We start from the raw sequence: 17,231 nt of genomic DNA on the forward strand, positions 1-17,231 counted from the left end.
TTTCACGTCCTTCCAGAAAGCCGTTCGGTCCACCACGGTGCGGGATCGACGGGTTTTCCATCCTTTCGAAATTCAATGTAAAGCAATGGCGCGCCATTGCCCACCTCTATCGGTGCAACACTTGCGAGAAGTTTTTCTCCCATTGCGCCGACCGGCTCTCCCGCAAGTACAAATTGGCCTTGCGACACGTCGATTCGACCCATGCCAGCCATTACGACATGATATCCATTGCCCGCGTCGAGTATCAAGAGCTGCCCGTAGGAACGGAATGTGCCCGCGTAAAGTATCACGCCATCGGAAGGTGACGTAATCGTGGCAGAGGGCAAGGTTTCGACCACCTGCCCCATCATGGAACCGCCGACGCCGTCCTTTTCGCCGTAGCGGCGCACCGTCTTGCCCGCAGCAGGCAATGCGAGCTTGCCCTGCAAGGAGGCAAAATCGACCTGCGCGCGCAGATGATTGTCGTCGGGCGCGGTTTCCCCGGCCTTTTCCCTTGCTGCGGCAAGGCGATCCGCCTCGGCTTTGCGGGCTGCTTCGGCCGCATCGCGCACGCCCGCCATCTGCTTGTCGAGCCCGTCGATAAGGTCTTTCAGGCTGCCTGCCCTGGCCGCCAGTTCTTCCGAACGCTTGCGCTGCGCCTCGATTTCCTGTTCCGACTGCGCCTGCAATTTCTTCTTCTCCCCAAGAAGAAGTGATTGCCGTTTCTGTTCTTCGGCCTGGTCGGTGCGCGTCGTCTTCAGCTTTTCCTGCTCTTCCGCAATGGAAGCGGTGACCCGCTGCATGTCTTTCAGATCGCCGGTCAGCTCCTCCACCTGCTCGCGCATTTCGGGCACCACGGCGCCCAGAAGCACGGCGCTGCGCACCGAGGCGAGCGCGTCGTCGGGCCGTACCAGAATTGCGGGCGGCGGATTGAGGCCCATGCGCTGCAATGCGGCCAGCACTTCGGCCAGAACGCCACGCCTTGCGCGCAGGGAGGCGCGGATGCCGTCTTCCTGCTCGCGCAGCGCGGTCAGCTTGTCGGCGATATCGGCAATATCCTGCTGCAGCTTCTTGTCGGTCTTGGCCGACTGGATCAGCGCAGCGGTAATGGTCGTCTGGTCCTTCTTCAGCCCGGCCACCTCGTCCTCGAGCTGTTTCAGCCTGTCGCCGGTGACGGTAAGTTCGTTGCTGAGCTTTTCATATTCGCTCGCCGCCTGATCGCGCTGCTGCTGCAAGGCTTCCTGCGCAAGAGCGGACGGCGCACACACAGACAGTCCGGCCAACCCGGCAACGACAAGGCCGGCGTGCACAGATGCAAGCAATCTTGGTTTTTTGAAAAGGCGTACAGGGTACATGCTGTTCTATCGGGACGAAACAAGGCGAAATTCAGGGCTGAAACCGCAACCTAGACCGATACCGTTAACGAACCATCAACCATAACAGCCAGCATCAGGTTGGAAGGCGCTCCATCAGCTCGATGCGGTTTCCGAAAGGATCGGAAACATAGCAGCGCTTGTAGCCTGCCAGCGGCTCATCCTCGCTCACCGGATGACCGGCTTCGGACAGGATACCGATCAGATCATCAAGATCATCGATCAGAAATGCCGGATGCGCCTTGCGCGCAGCCACGAAGGCCGGATCGACGCCCAGATGAATTTTCAGAGCCCCGCGCTCGAACCAGCAGCCGCCGCGGGCCGCAAGGTTCGACGGCTTCGGAACCTCCGGCAGCCCCAGAAGGTCTCCATAAAAGGCGCGTGCCTGCTCTTCTCCGCCTTCCGGCATGGCAAGCTGTACATGATCCAGTTGCTCGACGCGCATAATGCCCTCCCGCTGCTTGCGATCAAGCCTACAAAGCGGGGCATGACCGTACAACAGAAATCAGGACGGTGTCGCCGCCTCCAGCCACTCCGTGAGGGCACGGCGGATTGCGGTCTCCGCTGGCTCGCAACGCGTGAAAGCCCACCAGATATGCGCGCCCTGCCAGATGCTGGCCATCTGCCAGCCGAGACGTTCGGCTTTTTCCGCATCGCTGGAAAGACGTCGCCCGAGCGCACCGGCCAGATAGACGCCCCATGCCGCGCCCCGCGCCCGCAGCACCGGATTGCGAATATCCTCGCGCAAAAGCAGAAGCCCGTCGGTGGCATTATATTCAGCGGCGTCCGATGGCATCAGCGCCATCAGCAGGTCGATCGCGCCCTGCGGGCCGGGCTCTGCATCTTCATCGGCCGCGCGCGTTGCCGCATCGAGCTTGTCCCACGCCCGCAGCAGCACCGCCTCAAGCATGGATTGGCTGTTGCCGTAACGCTGGACCAGCGTGGCGGCAGAAAGCCCCGCCGCCTTTGCAGCCCGCGCGAAGGTCAGTCCATCGGGACCGGCTTTCGCCACGACAGCCAACAATCGGTCGAGCACTGCCTCATCGGGCACGGATTTGGTTCTTGCCATGGTGAATATATAAACGTATATTCATTTATAAATCAACCGGAGAAATCACAATGGCGAAAATTGTCGGCTACATCGCCGCCAGTCTCGACGGCTTCATCGCGGACGAGAACGGCAGGCTCGACTGGCTGTTCAAATATGATGGCGCTGATCTGGGCGAGCACGATTACCGCACCTTCATCCAGTCGGTCCGCACTGTTGTCATGGGTCGCGCCACCTATGACTTCGTGGCTGAAAGCGATGCGCCCTGGGCCTATGGCGACCAAAGATGCATCGTGGTCACGTCACGGCCTGTCGAAAACCCCAGGGGGCCGCTTGAAACCCGCCACGACGTCGATGCGCTGATCGCGGAACTGCGCGCGCTCGATGACGGCGATGTGTGGATGCTCGGCGGCGGCCAGTTGCAAATGGCATTTCTGGAACGCGGCGCGCTGGATGAAATCGAGATTTACGTCATCCCCGAACTCATCGGCGGCGGCATGCCGCTGTTTCCGCCGACCGGCTTCAAGGCGAGCCCTGTTCTCCTCAGCGCCAAGACGCTTGACCGCGGCTGCGTACGCCTGCATTACGCATTTCACGACTGATGATAGGGATGGCCACAGAACCAAAAGCGATTGAGATCAGCCTGATGATCATATAAGGAAAAACAGTGTTTAATGATTTTTTTAAAAAAGAACCAATTGGAATTGGTGGTTTTCTGCTAATTCCAATTGTAGCCGTAATATCCTCAGTAATATTCATTTCACTTGATATATTTTATACAATAGAGGCATTTCCTGAGGAAGTCATTATTGAAATATATCGCCAAAATATATTACTCGGATCATCCATAGTTTTTGTTATAATATTACAAGTATTTCTTGTTATTCTAGGCATATTATCTTTATACTTCATGATAAGGCGCGATATAAAAACAACAGGGTGCCTTATTGCATTCTTCATAATAAAAGTAATAACGCTCAATATCGCAAAAGCAAACTTGAATGAACTTTCATACGATTTCATCATTGATGGAATCGAGAAAACTGGCCAATCATTTCTTTCAAGTTCGGCGTCATTGATATTTGTACCATACCTTGTTCTATCAAGAAGAGTAAAAAATACCTTCACGAGAAATCAGAAATCTTCAATATGAAAAACCGTCACGACCGATGATAGGGATGGCCTGCCAGAATGGTGGCGGCGCGATAAAGCTGCTCGGCAATCAATATGCGGGCAATCTGGTGCGGCCATGTCAGTTCGCCCAGCGCCAGAACGAGATCGGCGCGTGATCGCAATGCCGGATCGTGACCGTCCGGCCCGCCAATGGCGACGATAAGCTGGCGCTTGCCGTCGTCGCGCATCCGTCCGACCGCTGCCGCAAAAGCTTCCGATCCGAGCGCCTTGCCGCGCTCGTCGAGCAGGATCAGGGCCGCGCCGCCAGAACTGGCATTATCGAGCGCGTCGTGGATGCGCTGGGCTTCCTCGGCCTTGCGCAGTTCCGCCGTCTGGCCACGGCTTTCCGGAATTTCGCTCACACCGGCGAATTCAAGCCCCAAAGGCGGCCCAGCCTTGGAAAACCGGTCGAAATAACGCTCAACCAGTTCCCGTTCGGGGCCGGTTTTCATTCGGCCCACGGCAAAAACACTCACACGCATGACGCTCTCAATTCATCGAATTAAAGCGTGTCACGCTTTAATCTTTTCTTTCACGCATTCTTCCGCGCAAAAGCGCTTCGCACTTTTGGCTCGAGAATGGCCTAATGCACCGTTTCCAGCGCTCGTTCGTCGTCGAAACCCTCGTCGAGCCAGATCTTCTCGATATTGTAGAAGTCACGGACTTCCGGTCGGAAGATATGGACGATGATATCGCCGGTATCGATGAGAACCCAGTCGCCACTCTCGAGACCTTCGACCCGGATGTCCTTGCAGCCTGTTTCACGCAGGGCCTGCAAAAGATGGTCGGCAACCGCCGTCACATGGCGATGCGAACGGCCCGACGCGACGATCATAAAATCGCCGATCGTTGATCTTCCGCGAATGTCGATGGGGATGATGGATTCCGCCTTGGAGTTTTCGAGACTGGCCAAGGCCGCGTCGAAGGTCTGGGACACGAGATTGGACTCGTCCATCCCGACCGTGGAAGGCACGTGATGAGCCTTCTTCTCAATTGCTGTTCTCAGTGTAATCCCTTTCTCAACAGAACAACGCAATGTGGCAGTTGTAAGCACCACACTCCCTAAAATAGGCAGAGTCCCTGTTTTGTTTCAAGTGCACGAGCTTTTCCAGCCCGTTCACTTTTTCAGTTTCTTTGCCCGTTCTACCCATATCTTGCAGAAATTGTCATGAAACCATCAAGATGCGGTACGGGTTTTGCGGATAGCGGTGGAGGAAAGCGACGACCGCGGCCCATGGATGAAGGTCCAGGCCGGAGGCGTGCGCCGCGCCAGCATGGGCGCATATTGTTCGTCGATGCGGCTGTCGGAAAAAGTCTGCGCCATGCGCGACGACAGATAGGCGAGCGTGGAGCCCGGCCGGTCGATGACCGCAATCGGGAAATTCTGCGCAATCTCGCGCCAGCGCTGCCAGCGATGGAACGAGGCGAGATTGTCGGCGCCCATCACCCATACGAAGTGAACGCCTGGATTGGCGTCGCGGATGAGCGCCAGCGTATCCGCCGTATAGCGGACGTTGAAGGCAGCTTCCAGCGCCGTCACCTTGATGCGTGGGTCTTCCGCCACTTCCTCGCTCAGCTTCAGCCGCTCGGCAAGCGGCGCCAGTTCACGGCTGTCCTTCAGCGGATTTCCCGGCGTCACCATCCACCAGAGCTGGTCGAGCTTCAGCCGCCTGATCGCGATTTCCGCCACCAGCGCATGGCCTCCATGCGGCGGATTGAACGAGCCGCCGAACAGCCCCACCGCCATGCCCTTTTCGACATGCGGCATGCGCAGATAATGCGCACTGACACCCGGATATTTTTCCTTCAATGCGGAAAGCCCGAAGCCGAACTTCATCCGAAACTAACCACGAACCTGTCCGCTGCCGCGCACGCGATATTTGAACGAGGTCAGCTGCTCGACGCCAACCGGCCCGCGCGCATGCATCTTGCCGGTGGCGATGCCGATTTCGGCGCCCATGCCGAACTCGCCGCCATCGGCAAATTGCGTCGAGGCATTGTGCAGGAGAATGGCCGAGTCGATTTCGTTGAAGAAACGCGCAACCGCTGCCGCATCTTCCGCCACGAGGGCTTCGGTGTGATGCGAGGAATAGCGGTTGATATGTTCGATTGCGCCCGAAATGCCATCGACCAGCGCAACGGAAATGATCGCATCGAGATATTCTGTCGACCAGTCCTCCTGCGTGGCGGGCTTCGCCGGATAGAGCGCCAGCACATCGGTGCTGCCGCGAATTTCGCAGCCCGCGGCGGCAAGATCGTCAAGGATCGGCGCCAGATGTGTCGCAGCCACCGCACGATCCACCAGAAGCGTTTCCGCAGCGCCGCAAATGCCGGTGCGCCGCATCTTGGCGTCGAGCGCAATTCTGCGCGCCATATCGAGACCGGCTGTTTTATCGATATAGAGATGGCAGATGCCTTCCAGATGCGCGAAGACCGGCACCCGCGCTTCCGACTGGACCCGCGCAACAAGACTTTTGCCGCCACGCGGCACGATTACGTCAATCGCGCCATTGAGGCCCTTCAGCATTTCGCCGACAGCGGCGCGGTCGGTCACCGGCACGATCTGGATCGCATCGGCAGGCAGGTTGGCGGCTTCAAGCCCCCTGACCAGCGCTTTGTGAATGGCAGCCGACGAATGCGCCGAATCCGAGCCGCCGCGCAGGATAACCGCATTACCCGCCTTGAGGCAGAGCGCACCGGCATCGGCGGTTACATTGGGGCGGCTCTCATAAATGACGCCAATCACACCGAGCGGCGTGCGCACGCGCTCGATGTGAAGGCCGTTCGGACGGTCCCATTCGGCAATCACCTCGCCCACCGGATCAGGGAGCGCCGCGATGGCGCGGATACCATCGGCGATGGCATCGATCCGGCTGTCATCGAGCGTCAGGCGGTCGACGAAAGAAGCCGCCATGCCGTTCTTTTCCGCATTGGCGAGATCGAGCTTGTTGGCTTCCAAAATCTCGGACCGAGCTTCCAACATCGCCTCGGCGGCGGCAATCAGCGCCTTGTTCTTCTGTTCGGTAGTGGCGATGGAAAGTGGGGCGGCGGCAGCGCGCGCCTTGCGCCCCACTTCCGCCATCACGGCAGCAATATCGTTTGCCGTATCTGCCTTGGTCAGCATGTCCTCTCCCCTTACACCGCTTCCGCATTGCTGGCCGCGCGCACGACCAGATCGTTGCGATGGATCATCGCCGCGCGCGCATCATAGCCAAGAATTTCGCTGATCTCATCGCTTTTATGGCCGGCGATCTTGCGCGCATCCTCGGCATCGTAAGCGATCAGTCCGCGCGCGATCTCGCGGCCGTCCTCATTGAGCACCGCGACCGTATCGCCGCGCTCGAATTGACCGTCGATTTCCTTCACACCCGCCGGCAGAAGCGATTTGCCGGATTTCAGCGCCTTGGCCGCACCGGCATCCACCGTCAACCGGCCAGCCGGTTCCAGATTGCCGGAAATCCACGTCTTCCACGCATTGACCGGCGCACGCGCCGGTTCAAACAGCGTTGCGCGCTCGCCGCGATCGATGGCTGAAAGCGGGCCGAAACGCGTGCCCGATGTGATGATCATCGCGGTCCCGGCCGCATTGGCGATCTTGCCCGCATCGAGCTTGGTCTTCATGCCGCCGCGCGACAGTTCGGAAGCCGCCGCTCCCGCCATGGCTTCGATCTGCGGCGTGATGGTTTCGACCAGCGGCAGAAACTCCGCGTCCGGGTTCTTGTGCGGCGGGGCCGTATAAAGCCCGTCAATGTCGGAGAGCAGAACCAGAAGGTCCGCGCCCATCATGGTCGCCACGCGCGCAGCGAGACGATCATTGTCGCCATAGCGGATTTCGGTGGTTGCCACCGTGTCGTTCTCGTTGATGACCGGCACAGCCTTCAGCTTCAAAAGCGTCTCGATGGTCGCGCGCGCATTGAGATAGCGGCGGCGCTCCTCGGTATCGGAAAGCGTGACCAGAATCTGTCCGGAACGGATGGAATGTCCGCCGAGCACATCCGCATAGGCCTTGGCGAGCGCGATCTGGCCGGCGGCGGCAGCGGCCTGGCTTTCCTCAAGCTTGAGCGCCTTTTTCGGCAGGCCGAGGACGGTGCGGCCAAGCGCGATCGCACCGGAAGAAACCACCAGCACCTCGACGCCTGCGTGATGAAGCGCTGCAATATCCTGCCCCAGGCTTTCCAGCCAGTCGCGCTTGAGGCCGGTTGCGCGATCCACCAGAAGGGCGGACCCGATTTTGACAACGATGCGGCGATAGTCCTTCAGTTTCTTCAGCATGTTTCATTCCCTCGCCGCATCCAAAGCGCATCCCGAAAAGTGTGAAACGGTTTTCGGATAAGATGCGCGCCCAAATAAAATCCGACGCTTAGTCTTCGGCTTGCGCCGTACCGGCCTCTGCGGCGCGGCTCTGATCAATCACGGCAGCAAGCTGGCGCAACGCATCGTTCAAACCTTCATGGCTGACCGCCGAAAGCAGCAGCGGATCGCGTCCGCATGCCTTTTTCAGCGCCTTGACCTTGGCCTTGCGCGCTTCCGCATCCAGCGTATCCACCTGCGACAGCGCCACGATTTCCGGCTTGTCCGCAAGCCCGTGCTCATAGGCTTCCAGCTCGCCGCGAATGACCCGATAGGCCTTGGCCACATCTTCTTCCTGCGCTGACACCAGATGGAGCAGAACCCGCGTGCGCTCGACATGACCGAGGAAACGGTCGCCAAGGCCGACGCCTTCGCTCGCCCCTTCGATCAGGCCCGGAATATCGGCAATGACGAACTCGCGGCCATCCACACGCGCGACGCCCAGATTGGGATGCAGCGTGGTGAAAGGATAATCGGCAATCTTCGGCTTCGCCGCTGTCACGCTTGCGAGGAAAGTGGACTTTCCGGCATTGGGCAGGCCGACCAGACCGGCATCGGCAATCAGCTTCAGGCGCAGCCAGATGGTGCGCTCGATGCCTTCCTGCCCGGGATTGGCGCGGCGCGGCGCGCGGTTGGTCGAGGTGGTGAAATGCAGGTTGCCGAAGCCCCCGTTTCCGCCCTTGGCGAGACGATAGCGCTGGCCTATCTCGGTAATGTCGCAGATCAGCGTTTCGTCGTCTTCCTCGAAAATCTGCGTGCCGACCGGCACCTTGAGAACAACGTCGTCGCCCTTGCCGCCGGTCATGTTGCGGCCCATGCCGTGCATGCCGGTCTTGGCCCGGAAGTGCTGCTGATAGCGGTAATCGATCAGCGTGTTGAGACCGTCCACGGCCTCCACCCACACATCGCCGCCGCGTCCGCCGTCGCCGCCGTCTGGACCGCCGAATTCGAGAAATTTCTCGCGGCGGAACGAAACCGCCCCCGCCCCGCCATTGCCGGAGCGGATATAGATCTTTGCCTGATCGAGAAACTTCATCTGAACGTAACCTTCTTGATGCCCGCGCTGCGGCAGGCTTTTGGGCGGCGCGCGCCCTGAATAGGAATTACATGCGGGCGCGCCCGCATGTGGTGTGTTGCAATTACAGCAAAACCGGCTTCCTGCAAACAGTCGAGGAAGCCGGTTTCCGCCTATTTCCGGTTTCGTTCAGGATCGGTGAAATCGATATAGATCAATTCCTGATCCAGATACTGGCCCTGAACGTAAAGCGACTTGGGTTCGACGCCGTAAGTCTTGAAGCCGAGCGCATAATAGACGCGTTTTGCGGCTTCGTTCGTGGCGACCACCTTGGCATCCAGAACGACGACCTGCGTTGCCGCATGGTCGATGACCTTGCCGACAAGCGCCTGGCCGAGTTGCAGCCCGCGCGCTTCGGGAGCCACATAGACGCCCCAGAGCGTGCCGCGATGGCGCTCGGACCTGCGATCATGGCGGAACATGCCCGCCGTTCCCAGCAGGTTTTCGCCATCGAAGGCCCCGAAGACCACATTGCCGTTCACCTGTTCCAGGCGGCGTGCGAAGACGCTGTCCGAATAGGCGTTTTCTTCCTCGAAACTCGAACCGAAGGCCATCGGCGCGCGCTGCAAGGCGCTCAACCTTATGGCCCGGTAACGATGCAGGTCGCCCTTTTCGAGCGCGCGCACCACGATCCTGTCGCGTGCGATTGAGTGGGTATCCATCATGTCATTCCCCGATGATTATCGGTCCTGCGCCAGCCGGAAGGGCTTCACGCAGGACCATTTTGCAGCCACACAGGGCTAGTTTTGGAACAGCCCTTACGACTGCCAGCTTCTCAGCCCGATCCAGGTACGCCGATCGAGGACATAGCGCTCGACCGGCACATTGCCTGCGGCGAGCGAGTCGGCCATGCCCATGCTGCTGAACTGGAAGCCGCACTTGTGGATCACCCGGCGCGAACCGCCATTGATGGCATGGCACGAGACACGCAGCCGTTCGATGGCGGTCGCACGAAAAGCCAGATCGATCAGGGCGTGCGCGGCCTCGGTGGCAAAGCCATGCCCCCAATAGGGTTCGCCCAGCCAGTAGCCGATTTCAAGCCCGTCGCCACGATCGAGCGGATGAATGCCGCAGCAGCCCATGAAGATGCCGGTTTCCGCTTGCGTGATCGCGTAGATGCAATTGCCCATCTCGCCTTTTCGCACGCGCTCGACAAAGTCGACGGCGTTTTCACGCGTGTATGGATGCGGCATACGGGCAAGCATACTGGAGACGCGGGCGTTATTGGCAAGATAGGAAATCGCATCCACGTCTTCGACATGCGGCGGGCGCAGCACCAGCCTTTCGGTGACGAGGACGGGGCAGTCCAGCTCGTAGGCCAGGTCGGGAGCCTTTGCATCCTCCAGGCCGGGCGACAGATCTGCGTAACTGCCTCTTCTTTCGCTACTGCTTGCGTCGTAACAATCTTCTTCCAGAACTTCGACAACCATTTTTCGTTCCTCCAGAGCGTTTCATTTGAGCGCACCTTGTTTGAAAACCGCTTCGCACTTTTCGAGATGCGCCCAAATGCAAAAAGGGAAGATGGGTGGCCCCATCTTCCCTTCGATCTTTTGGCTAGGCTGCCATTTACACCGGGTCCGATGGGACGCCGGTGCTTGTGAGAGTGCCCGGCTTACTCTGCTGCTTCCGCGATCGGGTTAACCGACACGTACGTGCGACCGTTGGCTTTCGTGCGGAAAGACACGGAGCCGTTTACGGTTGCAAAAATCGTGTGGTCCTTGCCGAGGCCGACATTGGCGCCCGGATGCCACTTCGTGCCGCGTTGGCGCACGATGATGTTGCCGGCGAGCACAGCTTCGCCGCCGAACTTCTTCACGCCAAGGCGTTTGGATTCTGAATCGCGACCGTTACGCGAGGAACCGCCAGCTTTTTTGTGTGCCATTGGTGTTCTCCTTTAATCTCTCTGTTTACTCAGCCGACTCGGCCTTGGCTGCGGCCTTCTTGGGCGCTGCCTTCTTCGGCTTTGCGGCTTCGCCTTCGACGGCGTCTGCCTTCGGAGCCTTCTTCTCGGCGGCCTTCTTGGAAGGCTTCGCGCCGTCGGTGAGGATTTCCGAGATGCGGATGGTCGTCAGTTCCTGACGATGGCCGCGGGTGCGCTTCGAGTTCTGACGGCGACGCTTCTTGAACGCGATGACCTTGCGGGCACGGCCCTGTTCAACGACTTCGGCGGTGACGAGAGCACCGGCGACGGTCGGGGCGCCAATGGTCGAGCCGACCATCAGGACTTCTGCGAATTCTACGATGTCACCGGCTTCGCCAGCAACTTTTTCGACCTTGATGAGGTCGTTTGCGGCAACGCGATACTGCTTGCCACCGGTCTTGATGACTGCGAACATTTGTTGTCCTTTCGGTTGTTCGGTCCGGCTCTCATTCTGCGACATTGGCGTCGAAGCGATGGGCCGTCTTTTTATCAGTCGGTTGATGAGCGGGCTTTTGCCCTTGATCGCAGCCCCGGAAAAGCCCGAAATCTGCAATCAAAACAATAGGCGCGGATCACCCCACGCCTAAGGTCTGGTGCTTATAAGTGCGAAGCGGCAGAAAAGTCAAGAATTTTCACAAGGGAATGCAAATTAGCTCTTGTCTAATCGGCGCTGGCCCGTTATTGAGCCGCTGCACGCTCGGCATTCGTCATTGATGCTTGTTACTGTGCGATTCTTCAAGGGTCGTTTTACAGTGCTGCACAACGCGGAGAGGTGGCTGAGTGGTTGAAAGCACCGCACTCGAAATGCGGCATGGGGGCAACTCCATCGGGGGTTCGAATCCCTCCCTCTCCGCCATTTATTTCCTTGCAAGAACATCCAGCCATCCGGTGAACAGCGCATCATTTACCGCCGCCGGTATAAGCGCGTGCTTCTCCGCACGGCGCAAACCGTGCTAGAAGAGCCTCATGAGTGTGTTATCAGCCGTTGCTCCCATCTATCATCCCCCGCTGGAACCCTATGTCTCGATCCTTCATCGCGATGCGGGCTTTCTCGTGCTGGACAAACCGAGCGGTCTCCTGTCCGTACCCGGACGCCATCCTTCCCTGTATGACAGTCTCGCAACGCGCGTTCAGGAAACATTTCCGCAAGCGCAGATGATCAACCGTCTCGACAAGGATACGTCAGGCATCGTCCTGATGTCGCTCGATCGCAAGGCGCATGCCGCCATCGCCGCGCAGTTCGAGGCGCGCACGACGCAAAAATCCTATATAGCCATCGTCTGGGGGAACGTTGAAGAAGACGAAGGGCTCATCGACCTGCCGCTGGCGATTGATCCCGACAACAAGCCGCGTCATCGTGTCGATCACGAGCACGGCAAGCCCGCGCAGACACGCTGGCAGGTGCTCGATCGCAGCGAGCGCACGACCCGGCTGCGGCTCTTTCCCCTGACGGGCCGCACGCACCAGCTGCGCGTGCATATGAAAGCGATTGGCCATGTGATCCTCGGCGACGAGTTTTACGCCGAAGGCGAAGCGCTTGCTGCCGCAGACCGCCTGTTGCTGCATGCGGAAGAACTTTCCTTCCGGCACCCCGATGGCCGCGCTGTTACCTTCACCGCGCCCTGCCCTTTCTGAGAGCATCCATGTCGCAGAAAATCGATACATCAGAACTGGTCGTTGATTTCGTCGGCGGCGCTGTCGGCCACCGGTTCCGCTCCGGCGAAGGACGCGGTCAGGCTCTCGCCAGGGCCGCCGGACTGACGCGGGATGCCACGCCGGAAATCGTCGACGCAACGGCTGGCCTTGGGCGCGATGCCTTTCTGCTGGCTTCCCTCGGCGCGAAAGTGACCTTGATCGAGCGCTCCGAAAAGATGCACGGGCTTCTCGCCGAAGGGCTGGCGCGTGCAGCCGCGGAAGGAGGCCGCTATGCCGAGACTGTTGCCCGCATGACGCTTTTGCACGGCGATTCCTGCCTGCTCCTGCCCGAATTGAAGCCGCAAGTCGTGCTGGTTGACCCGATGCATCCGCCGCGCGGCAACAGTGCGCTCGTCAAAAAGGAAATGCGGCAGATTCGCGAAATCGTCGGCACCGATCCGGATGCCGAAAGGTTGATGCAGGTGGCGCTCGAGGCAGCGCAATACCGTGTGGTGCTCAAATGGCCGTTGCGCGCCGATCCCATGGCCGGATTGCGCAAGCCCTCCCATCAGTTCCTCGGCAAGAGCACGCGTTATGACGTGTTCGTCAAGGCGAAGATCGGTTGAACATCGCGCAAGAACTATGGCTGTCCGCTTCCATCTGATGCGAAGTCGCGCGGCATCTCGACAGAATAGATACAGACGCTGTTGCGGCCCTTCGCCTTGGCCTCATACATGGCAGCGTCCGCAGCCGCGAGCAGATCCCCTGCCGACCGGCCATGTCTGGGAAAACAGGCGACACCAATGCTGCACGTGACCTCCAGAGAGGTTCCACCCAGTTCCACCGGCTCGCTTACCCTGCGCCGTATCTCATCAAGCCGGGAACAGAAATCCCCTTCGTCTGCCTTCAGAACCAGAATGAATTCATCGCCGCCCATGCGACCGGCAAGTTCACCCTCGCCGAGCAGAAGCAAAATCCGCCCGGCAACCTGCTGCAAAAGCCTGTCTCCGGCAGCATGGCCGAGCGTATCGTTGACCGGCTTGAACTGGTCCAGATCGAGAAAGCCGACGGCCACCTTCCGTGAATGGCTAGACGCCTGATCGAGCATCTGTTCGAGTTGCCGTTCCAGAAAGGCCCGGTTCGCCAGCCCGGTCAGCGCGTCGTGCTCGGCCAGATAGCGGATGCGCTCGTCGGCGATGCGCCTGTCGATGGCAATTCCAGCCATCCCTGCGGCGGTGGCCAGAAACTCCCGCAAGCCGCGATCATCGGAAACCTCGCCATCGACCATGAAACCCAGAACGCCATGCCCCGTACCGTCCGCCGAAGGAATTTCGATGGAGAATATCGCTTCGTTTTCAGGAGCAAGCGCTGCCAGTGCAGCTTCAAGGCGCGCCGGGGAAAGCGGCGCCTGTCTCAGACCAGTCGCCAGCGAAGGCAGCGAGGGGGCCGAAATAATGACATCATCTGCGTTTTGACCGGTCACGACGGCGACGCATCGAACGCCCCCGGCAAGGCTTTCCAGCAACCTGGCCAGTTGATCTACGAATTCCGATATCGCAACGGCGCTCACCGTCATTTCCAGAATGCGGGCCTGCACCTGCATGAAGCGCTCGGCCTTCTTCTTGATGGAAATGTCGCGCGAGACGCCCACGACACCGATGATGTTGCCGCTCCTGTCGCGCAGTGGGACGCGCGAAATCATCAGCCAGCGATCCGCTCCGCCGCGCATGGCGCGCTCTTCATAGCCGAGGTCAGGCACGCCGCTTTCCATGACCCGCCTTTCGATCTCGGAAATGCGCGCCGTAATCGCTGCTTGGCCGTGAATATCGACGTCCGTCAGCCCGATGAGTTCATTGATGTCTGACAGGCCATTGTTGCGGACCACCGCATCGTTGGCAAACAGGAACCGCCCTTGCAGGTCCTTGGCATAGATGAAATCCGGCACGTGATTGATCATGGCGGCGAGCCAGTCGAGCTGGTCCGTGCCTGTCGGGGCATTGTCGCCCGGCCTTGGCTGTGACAACCGGTACAGCCCTTCGCCGGGGCGCGGATCGCCGACACCCTCGCTGGCATTCTCGCCGTTATCCTCGTTGACACCCAGCGTGGATGCGTCTGCCAGACCTTTCATGGATCGGGCCCCTCCATGCCCAAGTTCATATTAGCAATCTTTTGGGTGGTGGGAATGGCATAAAAGAGCCACACCTGCGCTTTGCATCCTATGCGGCATTCTTTTCCGTGACTTTACCCACGGCGCGCAAACTGCCAACATTAGAGCGCGTTTCGATCTGACTGAATCAGATCGACGCTCTAAGCTGTTCTATTTCTGGCATAATCCTTATCGATCCTCGTTCCACTCGGGTCGGATCATGCTTTAAACCGGAACAGAATAATGATGGCAGTCGTTCCAGGTTTGCGAAGTTTCCTGTCAATTGCTCCCGGCACATCGTTTCGATCACGAGGACTTATGAAACAGAGCATCGACCTGACGACAGCCCCGATCAACCAGGCTCTGCTGCTCTTTGCCCTGCCGACCCTTGGCTCGTCCATATTGCAATCGGCTAATGGTTCCATCGACACGATCTGGATCGGGCAGTTGCTGGGCGAATACGCACTTGCCGCAACGACGAACGGCAATCTGGTCATGTTTCTGCTGACCGCTTTCGTCTTCGGTTTCGGCATGGCATCGACGATCCTCATCGGACAGGCTTTCGGGCGACGGGATATAGAAACGGCGCGCACCATAGCGGGCACCACGGTCGGCACTTTCGTACCGCTCAGCATCGTGGTCGCGGTCATCGGCTGGCTGCTCGCCCCAAAAGTTCTGGCGCTGCTGGGAACTCCTGAAACCATAGAACCGCTGGCGCGTGCGTTCCTGCAGGTCACTTTTCTGGCCATGCCGGCGATCCTGATGCAGACAATCCTGATGATGGCACTGCGCGGCAGCGGCGACGCCGTGACCCCGCTGATATTCATGGGAATGGCGGTGCTCCTCGATATAGGGCTCAACCCCTTCTTCATCCTGGGTTGGGGTCCGCTGCCTGCGCTCGGTATTGCCGGGTCCGCACTGGCGACAGCTGTCGCCAATTACATAAGTCTGGCGGCGATGCTCTACTATATCTACCATCGCGATCTCCCGTTGCGTCTGCGCGGCAGGGAGTTGTGGCTTCTTGTTCCGGACCAGAAGTTGTTGAAGCTGATCTTTGTCAAGGGTCTGCCGATGGGCATCCAGATGATCGTTGTCTCAAGCTCGATGCTGACCATGATGCGGCTCGTCAATCGCGAGGGTGTGGACACGACAGCCGCCTTCGGCGCCACACAGCAGCTGTGGACCTATGTGCAGATGCCGGCAATGGCGTTGGGTGCTGCGGTCAGTGCGATGGCGGCCCAGAACATCGGCGCCGGAAAATGGGATCGCGTCAGCTCCATAACCCGCATCGGAACGATCTACGCAGTGCTGATGACCGGAGCCCTTGCCGGGCTGCTGCTGGTCGCCGACCGGCAGGCCCTGCAGATATTTCTCGGCGCTGAAAGCCCGGCCATCGCGATCGGCCAGCACATCGGTCAGATCGCCACCTGGGGTTTCATCGCTTTCGGCGTGACAATGGTTCTCTTCGGAACCGTACGTGCAAACGGCCAGGTCATCTGGCCGCTCATCATTCTTTTCGTATCGATGTATCCTGTGCGCCTCGGCGTCGCTATTGGCCTGCGGGAACAGCTTGGTTCCGATGCGCTCTGGCTGAGCTTTCCGGCCGCGATGCTGTCGACCCTGCTGATGTCGACCATCCTTTATTTCCACGGCGGCTGGAGAAAGAATTCCTCCATGCGGGTCGACGCTCATGAGTTGCAGGGCGAAGCGGCATGCGTATCGCAATCAACGGAAGCCGCTCCATCCAGCAACGCACTTGCTCCCAATGCGCCCCTCATCGCCGAAGTGAAAGCCGGCAGCTGAAGCTTCCAGCTCCGCCGATGGGAGGTGGGCGTCCCAACGCTTAAAGCGATTTCATGATCGTTTCGACGCTTTCCTCCACCGACAGAACGGACGTATCCACGCGCAGATCAGTGCTCCATGGCTCGAAGTGGCGTTTCTGTATTTGATCCCAGTCTGGTGGCGTCAATCCTTCGACCGTCATAATTCGCGTCTCGGCGCGACGGCGATGCGTTTCGACGTCCGAACAGGCAACTTCGACCTGAACCCATCTACTGCCGGCTTTTGCCGCGACGTCTCTGAATGCCTGACGGGTGATTTCCGTCGCGTTCACCGAATCGACTATGACGGTACGGCCCAGCTGAAGGTTTTCTGCAGCCATCCTGCCGGACCGACCTCATTCCCTGCCGATGGCGGCGCAGCAGAACGAATTGCCTGCTCGACGGTATCCACGCGAAGATAGCAAGCCCCGATCCGCACGGCGAGAGCCTGTGCTATCGTGCTTTTTCCAGAGGCTGGTAGTCCACCCAGAATAATCAGCATCGGCACCCCCAGGCGGAACATCGTATTTCGGGAGCGTGAAGCTTCGATGACGTTCCAGGCCCGCTGTCCACAACGGGCTACCTGCCGTCATTGCCCCTTTAAACGTCAAAACCCGCCGCTTGTGCGACGGGTTTTTATTTTTGGTTGCGGGGGCAGGATTTGAACCTGCGGCCTTCAGGTTATGAGCCTGACGAGCTACCGGGCTGCTC

At 59.3% G+C, this 17,231-nt stretch carries 21 protein-coding genes and 1 tRNA gene; 6 read left to right on the forward strand and 16 right to left on the reverse strand.

Going from position 1 to position 17,231, the window contains the following annotated elements; all coding sequences use genetic code 11:
• Window positions 1–2: 2 nt before the first annotated feature.
• The 3 genes from JNC63_RS15870 to JNC63_RS15880 form a co-directional block, all read right to left on the reverse strand.
• Window positions 3–1,334 carry a murein hydrolase activator EnvC family protein gene (locus JNC63_RS15870; protein WP_374846475.1) on the reverse strand — a complete coding sequence of 444 codons (1,332 nt, stop codon included), beginning with the start codon at window positions 1,332–1,334 and terminating at the stop codon, window positions 3–5.
• 94 nt (window positions 1,335–1,428) lie between these two features.
• Window positions 1,429–1,797, reverse strand: a complete 369-nt coding sequence (locus JNC63_RS15875; protein ID WP_063620190.1) for a VOC family protein — start codon at window positions 1,795–1,797, stop codon at window positions 1,429–1,431.
• A 60-nt stretch (window positions 1,798–1,857) separates the two neighbouring features.
• Window positions 1,858–2,421 (reverse strand): hypothetical protein, encoded by a 564-nt coding sequence (locus JNC63_RS15880; RefSeq protein WP_063620191.1) that lies wholly within the window; start codon window positions 2,419–2,421, stop codon window positions 1,858–1,860.
• Window positions 2,422–2,471: 50 nt separating this feature from the next.
• Here JNC63_RS15880 and JNC63_RS15885 point away from each other — a divergent pair, with 50 nt between their 5' ends.
• Both JNC63_RS15885 and JNC63_RS15890 read left to right on the forward strand, forming a co-directional pair.
• Window positions 2,472–3,002 (forward strand): dihydrofolate reductase family protein, encoded by a 531-nt coding sequence (locus JNC63_RS15885; protein WP_063620192.1) that lies wholly within the window; start codon window positions 2,472–2,474, stop codon window positions 3,000–3,002.
• Between the two features lie 65 nt (window positions 3,003–3,067).
• Window positions 3,068–3,553, forward strand: coding sequence for a DUF2569 family protein (locus tag JNC63_RS15890; protein WP_075042063.1), 486 nt, complete (start codon window positions 3,068–3,070; stop codon window positions 3,551–3,553).
• A gap of 7 nt (window positions 3,554–3,560) precedes the next feature.
• Here the strand turns inward: JNC63_RS15890 and rlmH are convergent, their stop codons facing one another.
• The 10 genes from rlmH to rplU all read right to left on the reverse strand — a co-directional run bounded on the left by rlmH (window position 3,561) and on the right by rplU (window position 11,334).
• Window positions 3,561–4,055, reverse strand: a complete 495-nt coding sequence (gene rlmH, locus JNC63_RS15895) for a 23S rRNA (pseudouridine(1915)-N(3))-methyltransferase RlmH (protein WP_006467863.1) — start codon at window positions 4,053–4,055, stop codon at window positions 3,561–3,563.
• A gap of 101 nt (window positions 4,056–4,156) precedes the next feature.
• Window positions 4,157–4,528 carry a ribosome silencing factor gene (rsfS, locus tag JNC63_RS15900; RefSeq protein ID WP_063620193.1) on the reverse strand — a complete coding sequence of 124 codons (372 nt, stop codon included), beginning with the start codon at window positions 4,526–4,528 and terminating at the stop codon, window positions 4,157–4,159.
• A 222-nt stretch (window positions 4,529–4,750) separates the two neighbouring features.
• A complete protein-coding gene (locus tag JNC63_RS15905) occupies window positions 4,751–5,410 on the reverse strand; it encodes a nicotinate-nucleotide adenylyltransferase (protein WP_021588111.1) in 660 nt (219 codons plus the stop codon).
• A 6-nt stretch (window positions 5,411–5,416) separates the two neighbouring features.
• On the reverse strand, window positions 5,417–6,697 hold the full coding sequence (locus tag JNC63_RS15910; protein ID WP_063620194.1) for a glutamate-5-semialdehyde dehydrogenase: 1,281 nt from the start codon (window positions 6,695–6,697) through the stop codon (window positions 5,417–5,419).
• Between the two features lie 11 nt (window positions 6,698–6,708).
• The gene (gene proB, locus JNC63_RS15915; protein WP_006467867.1) at window positions 6,709–7,845 is read right to left on the reverse strand and encodes a glutamate 5-kinase; all 1,137 of its coding nucleotides are present in this window, start codon (window positions 7,843–7,845) and stop codon (window positions 6,709–6,711) included.
• A gap of 88 nt (window positions 7,846–7,933) precedes the next feature.
• The gene (gene obgE, locus JNC63_RS15920; RefSeq protein WP_021588113.1) at window positions 7,934–8,959 is read right to left on the reverse strand and encodes a GTPase ObgE; all 1,026 of its coding nucleotides are present in this window, start codon (window positions 8,957–8,959) and stop codon (window positions 7,934–7,936) included.
• 152 nt (window positions 8,960–9,111) lie between these two features.
• Window positions 9,112–9,663, reverse strand: coding sequence for a GNAT family N-acetyltransferase (locus tag JNC63_RS15925; RefSeq protein ID WP_063620204.1), 552 nt, complete (start codon window positions 9,661–9,663; stop codon window positions 9,112–9,114).
• 93 nt (window positions 9,664–9,756) lie between these two features.
• A complete protein-coding gene (locus JNC63_RS15930; protein ID WP_063620205.1) occupies window positions 9,757–10,428 on the reverse strand; it encodes a GNAT family N-acetyltransferase in 672 nt (223 codons plus the stop codon).
• Window positions 10,429–10,610: 182 nt separating this feature from the next.
• Window positions 10,611–10,880: a 50S ribosomal protein L27 gene (rpmA, locus tag JNC63_RS15935; RefSeq protein ID WP_002964927.1), complete on the reverse strand. Its 270-nt coding sequence runs from the start codon at window positions 10,878–10,880 to the stop codon at window positions 10,611–10,613.
• Window positions 10,881–10,905: 25 nt separating this feature from the next.
• On the reverse strand, window positions 10,906–11,334 hold the full coding sequence (gene rplU, locus JNC63_RS15940; protein ID WP_063620210.1) for a 50S ribosomal protein L21: 429 nt from the start codon (window positions 11,332–11,334) through the stop codon (window positions 10,906–10,908).
• A gap of 351 nt (window positions 11,335–11,685) precedes the next feature.
• Here rplU and JNC63_RS15945 point away from each other — a divergent pair.
• The 3 genes from JNC63_RS15945 to JNC63_RS15955 all read left to right on the forward strand — a co-directional run bounded on the left by JNC63_RS15945 (window position 11,686) and on the right by JNC63_RS15955 (window position 13,180).
• Window positions 11,686–11,775, forward strand: a tRNA-Ser gene (locus JNC63_RS15945).
• Between the two features lie 110 nt (window positions 11,776–11,885).
• On the forward strand, window positions 11,886–12,554 hold the full coding sequence (locus JNC63_RS15950) for a pseudouridine synthase (RefSeq protein ID WP_063620206.1): 669 nt from the start codon (window positions 11,886–11,888) through the stop codon (window positions 12,552–12,554).
• Window positions 12,555–12,562: 8 nt separating this feature from the next.
• Window positions 12,563–13,180, forward strand: a complete 618-nt coding sequence (locus JNC63_RS15955) for a class I SAM-dependent methyltransferase (protein ID WP_063620207.1) — start codon at window positions 12,563–12,565, stop codon at window positions 13,178–13,180.
• Window positions 13,181–13,194: 14 nt separating this feature from the next.
• Here the strand turns inward: JNC63_RS15955 and JNC63_RS15960 are convergent, their stop codons facing one another.
• On the reverse strand, window positions 13,195–14,682 hold the full coding sequence (locus JNC63_RS15960; protein WP_063620208.1) for a diguanylate cyclase domain-containing protein: 1,488 nt from the start codon (window positions 14,680–14,682) through the stop codon (window positions 13,195–13,197).
• 336 nt (window positions 14,683–15,018) lie between these two features.
• On the opposite strand from JNC63_RS15960, the gene JNC63_RS15965 reads away from it, so the two are divergent.
• Complete coding sequence (locus JNC63_RS15965; protein ID WP_100652480.1) at window positions 15,019–16,503, forward strand: MATE family efflux transporter; 1,485 nt, start codon at window positions 15,019–15,021, stop codon at window positions 16,501–16,503.
• Between the two features lie 40 nt (window positions 16,504–16,543).
• Here JNC63_RS15965 and JNC63_RS15970 read toward each other — a convergent pair whose 3' ends face one another.
• Together JNC63_RS15970 and JNC63_RS15975 are read right to left on the reverse strand one after the other, a co-directional pair.
• Window positions 16,544–16,861, reverse strand: a complete 318-nt coding sequence (locus JNC63_RS15970) for a hypothetical protein (RefSeq protein ID WP_285671939.1) — start codon at window positions 16,859–16,861, stop codon at window positions 16,544–16,546.
• Window positions 16,822–17,043 carry a P-loop nucleotide/nucleoside kinase family protein gene (locus tag JNC63_RS15975; RefSeq protein WP_006469374.1) on the reverse strand — a complete coding sequence of 74 codons (222 nt, stop codon included), beginning with the start codon at window positions 17,041–17,043 and terminating at the stop codon, window positions 16,822–16,824. Before JNC63_RS15975 ends, JNC63_RS15970 begins: the two co-directional genes overlap by 40 nt.
• Between the last annotated feature and the right edge of the window lie 188 nt (window positions 17,044–17,231).

Source organism: Brucella ciceri (assembly GCF_041930145.1).
GTDB lineage: Bacteria > Pseudomonadota > Alphaproteobacteria > Rhizobiales > Rhizobiaceae > Brucella > Brucella intermedia.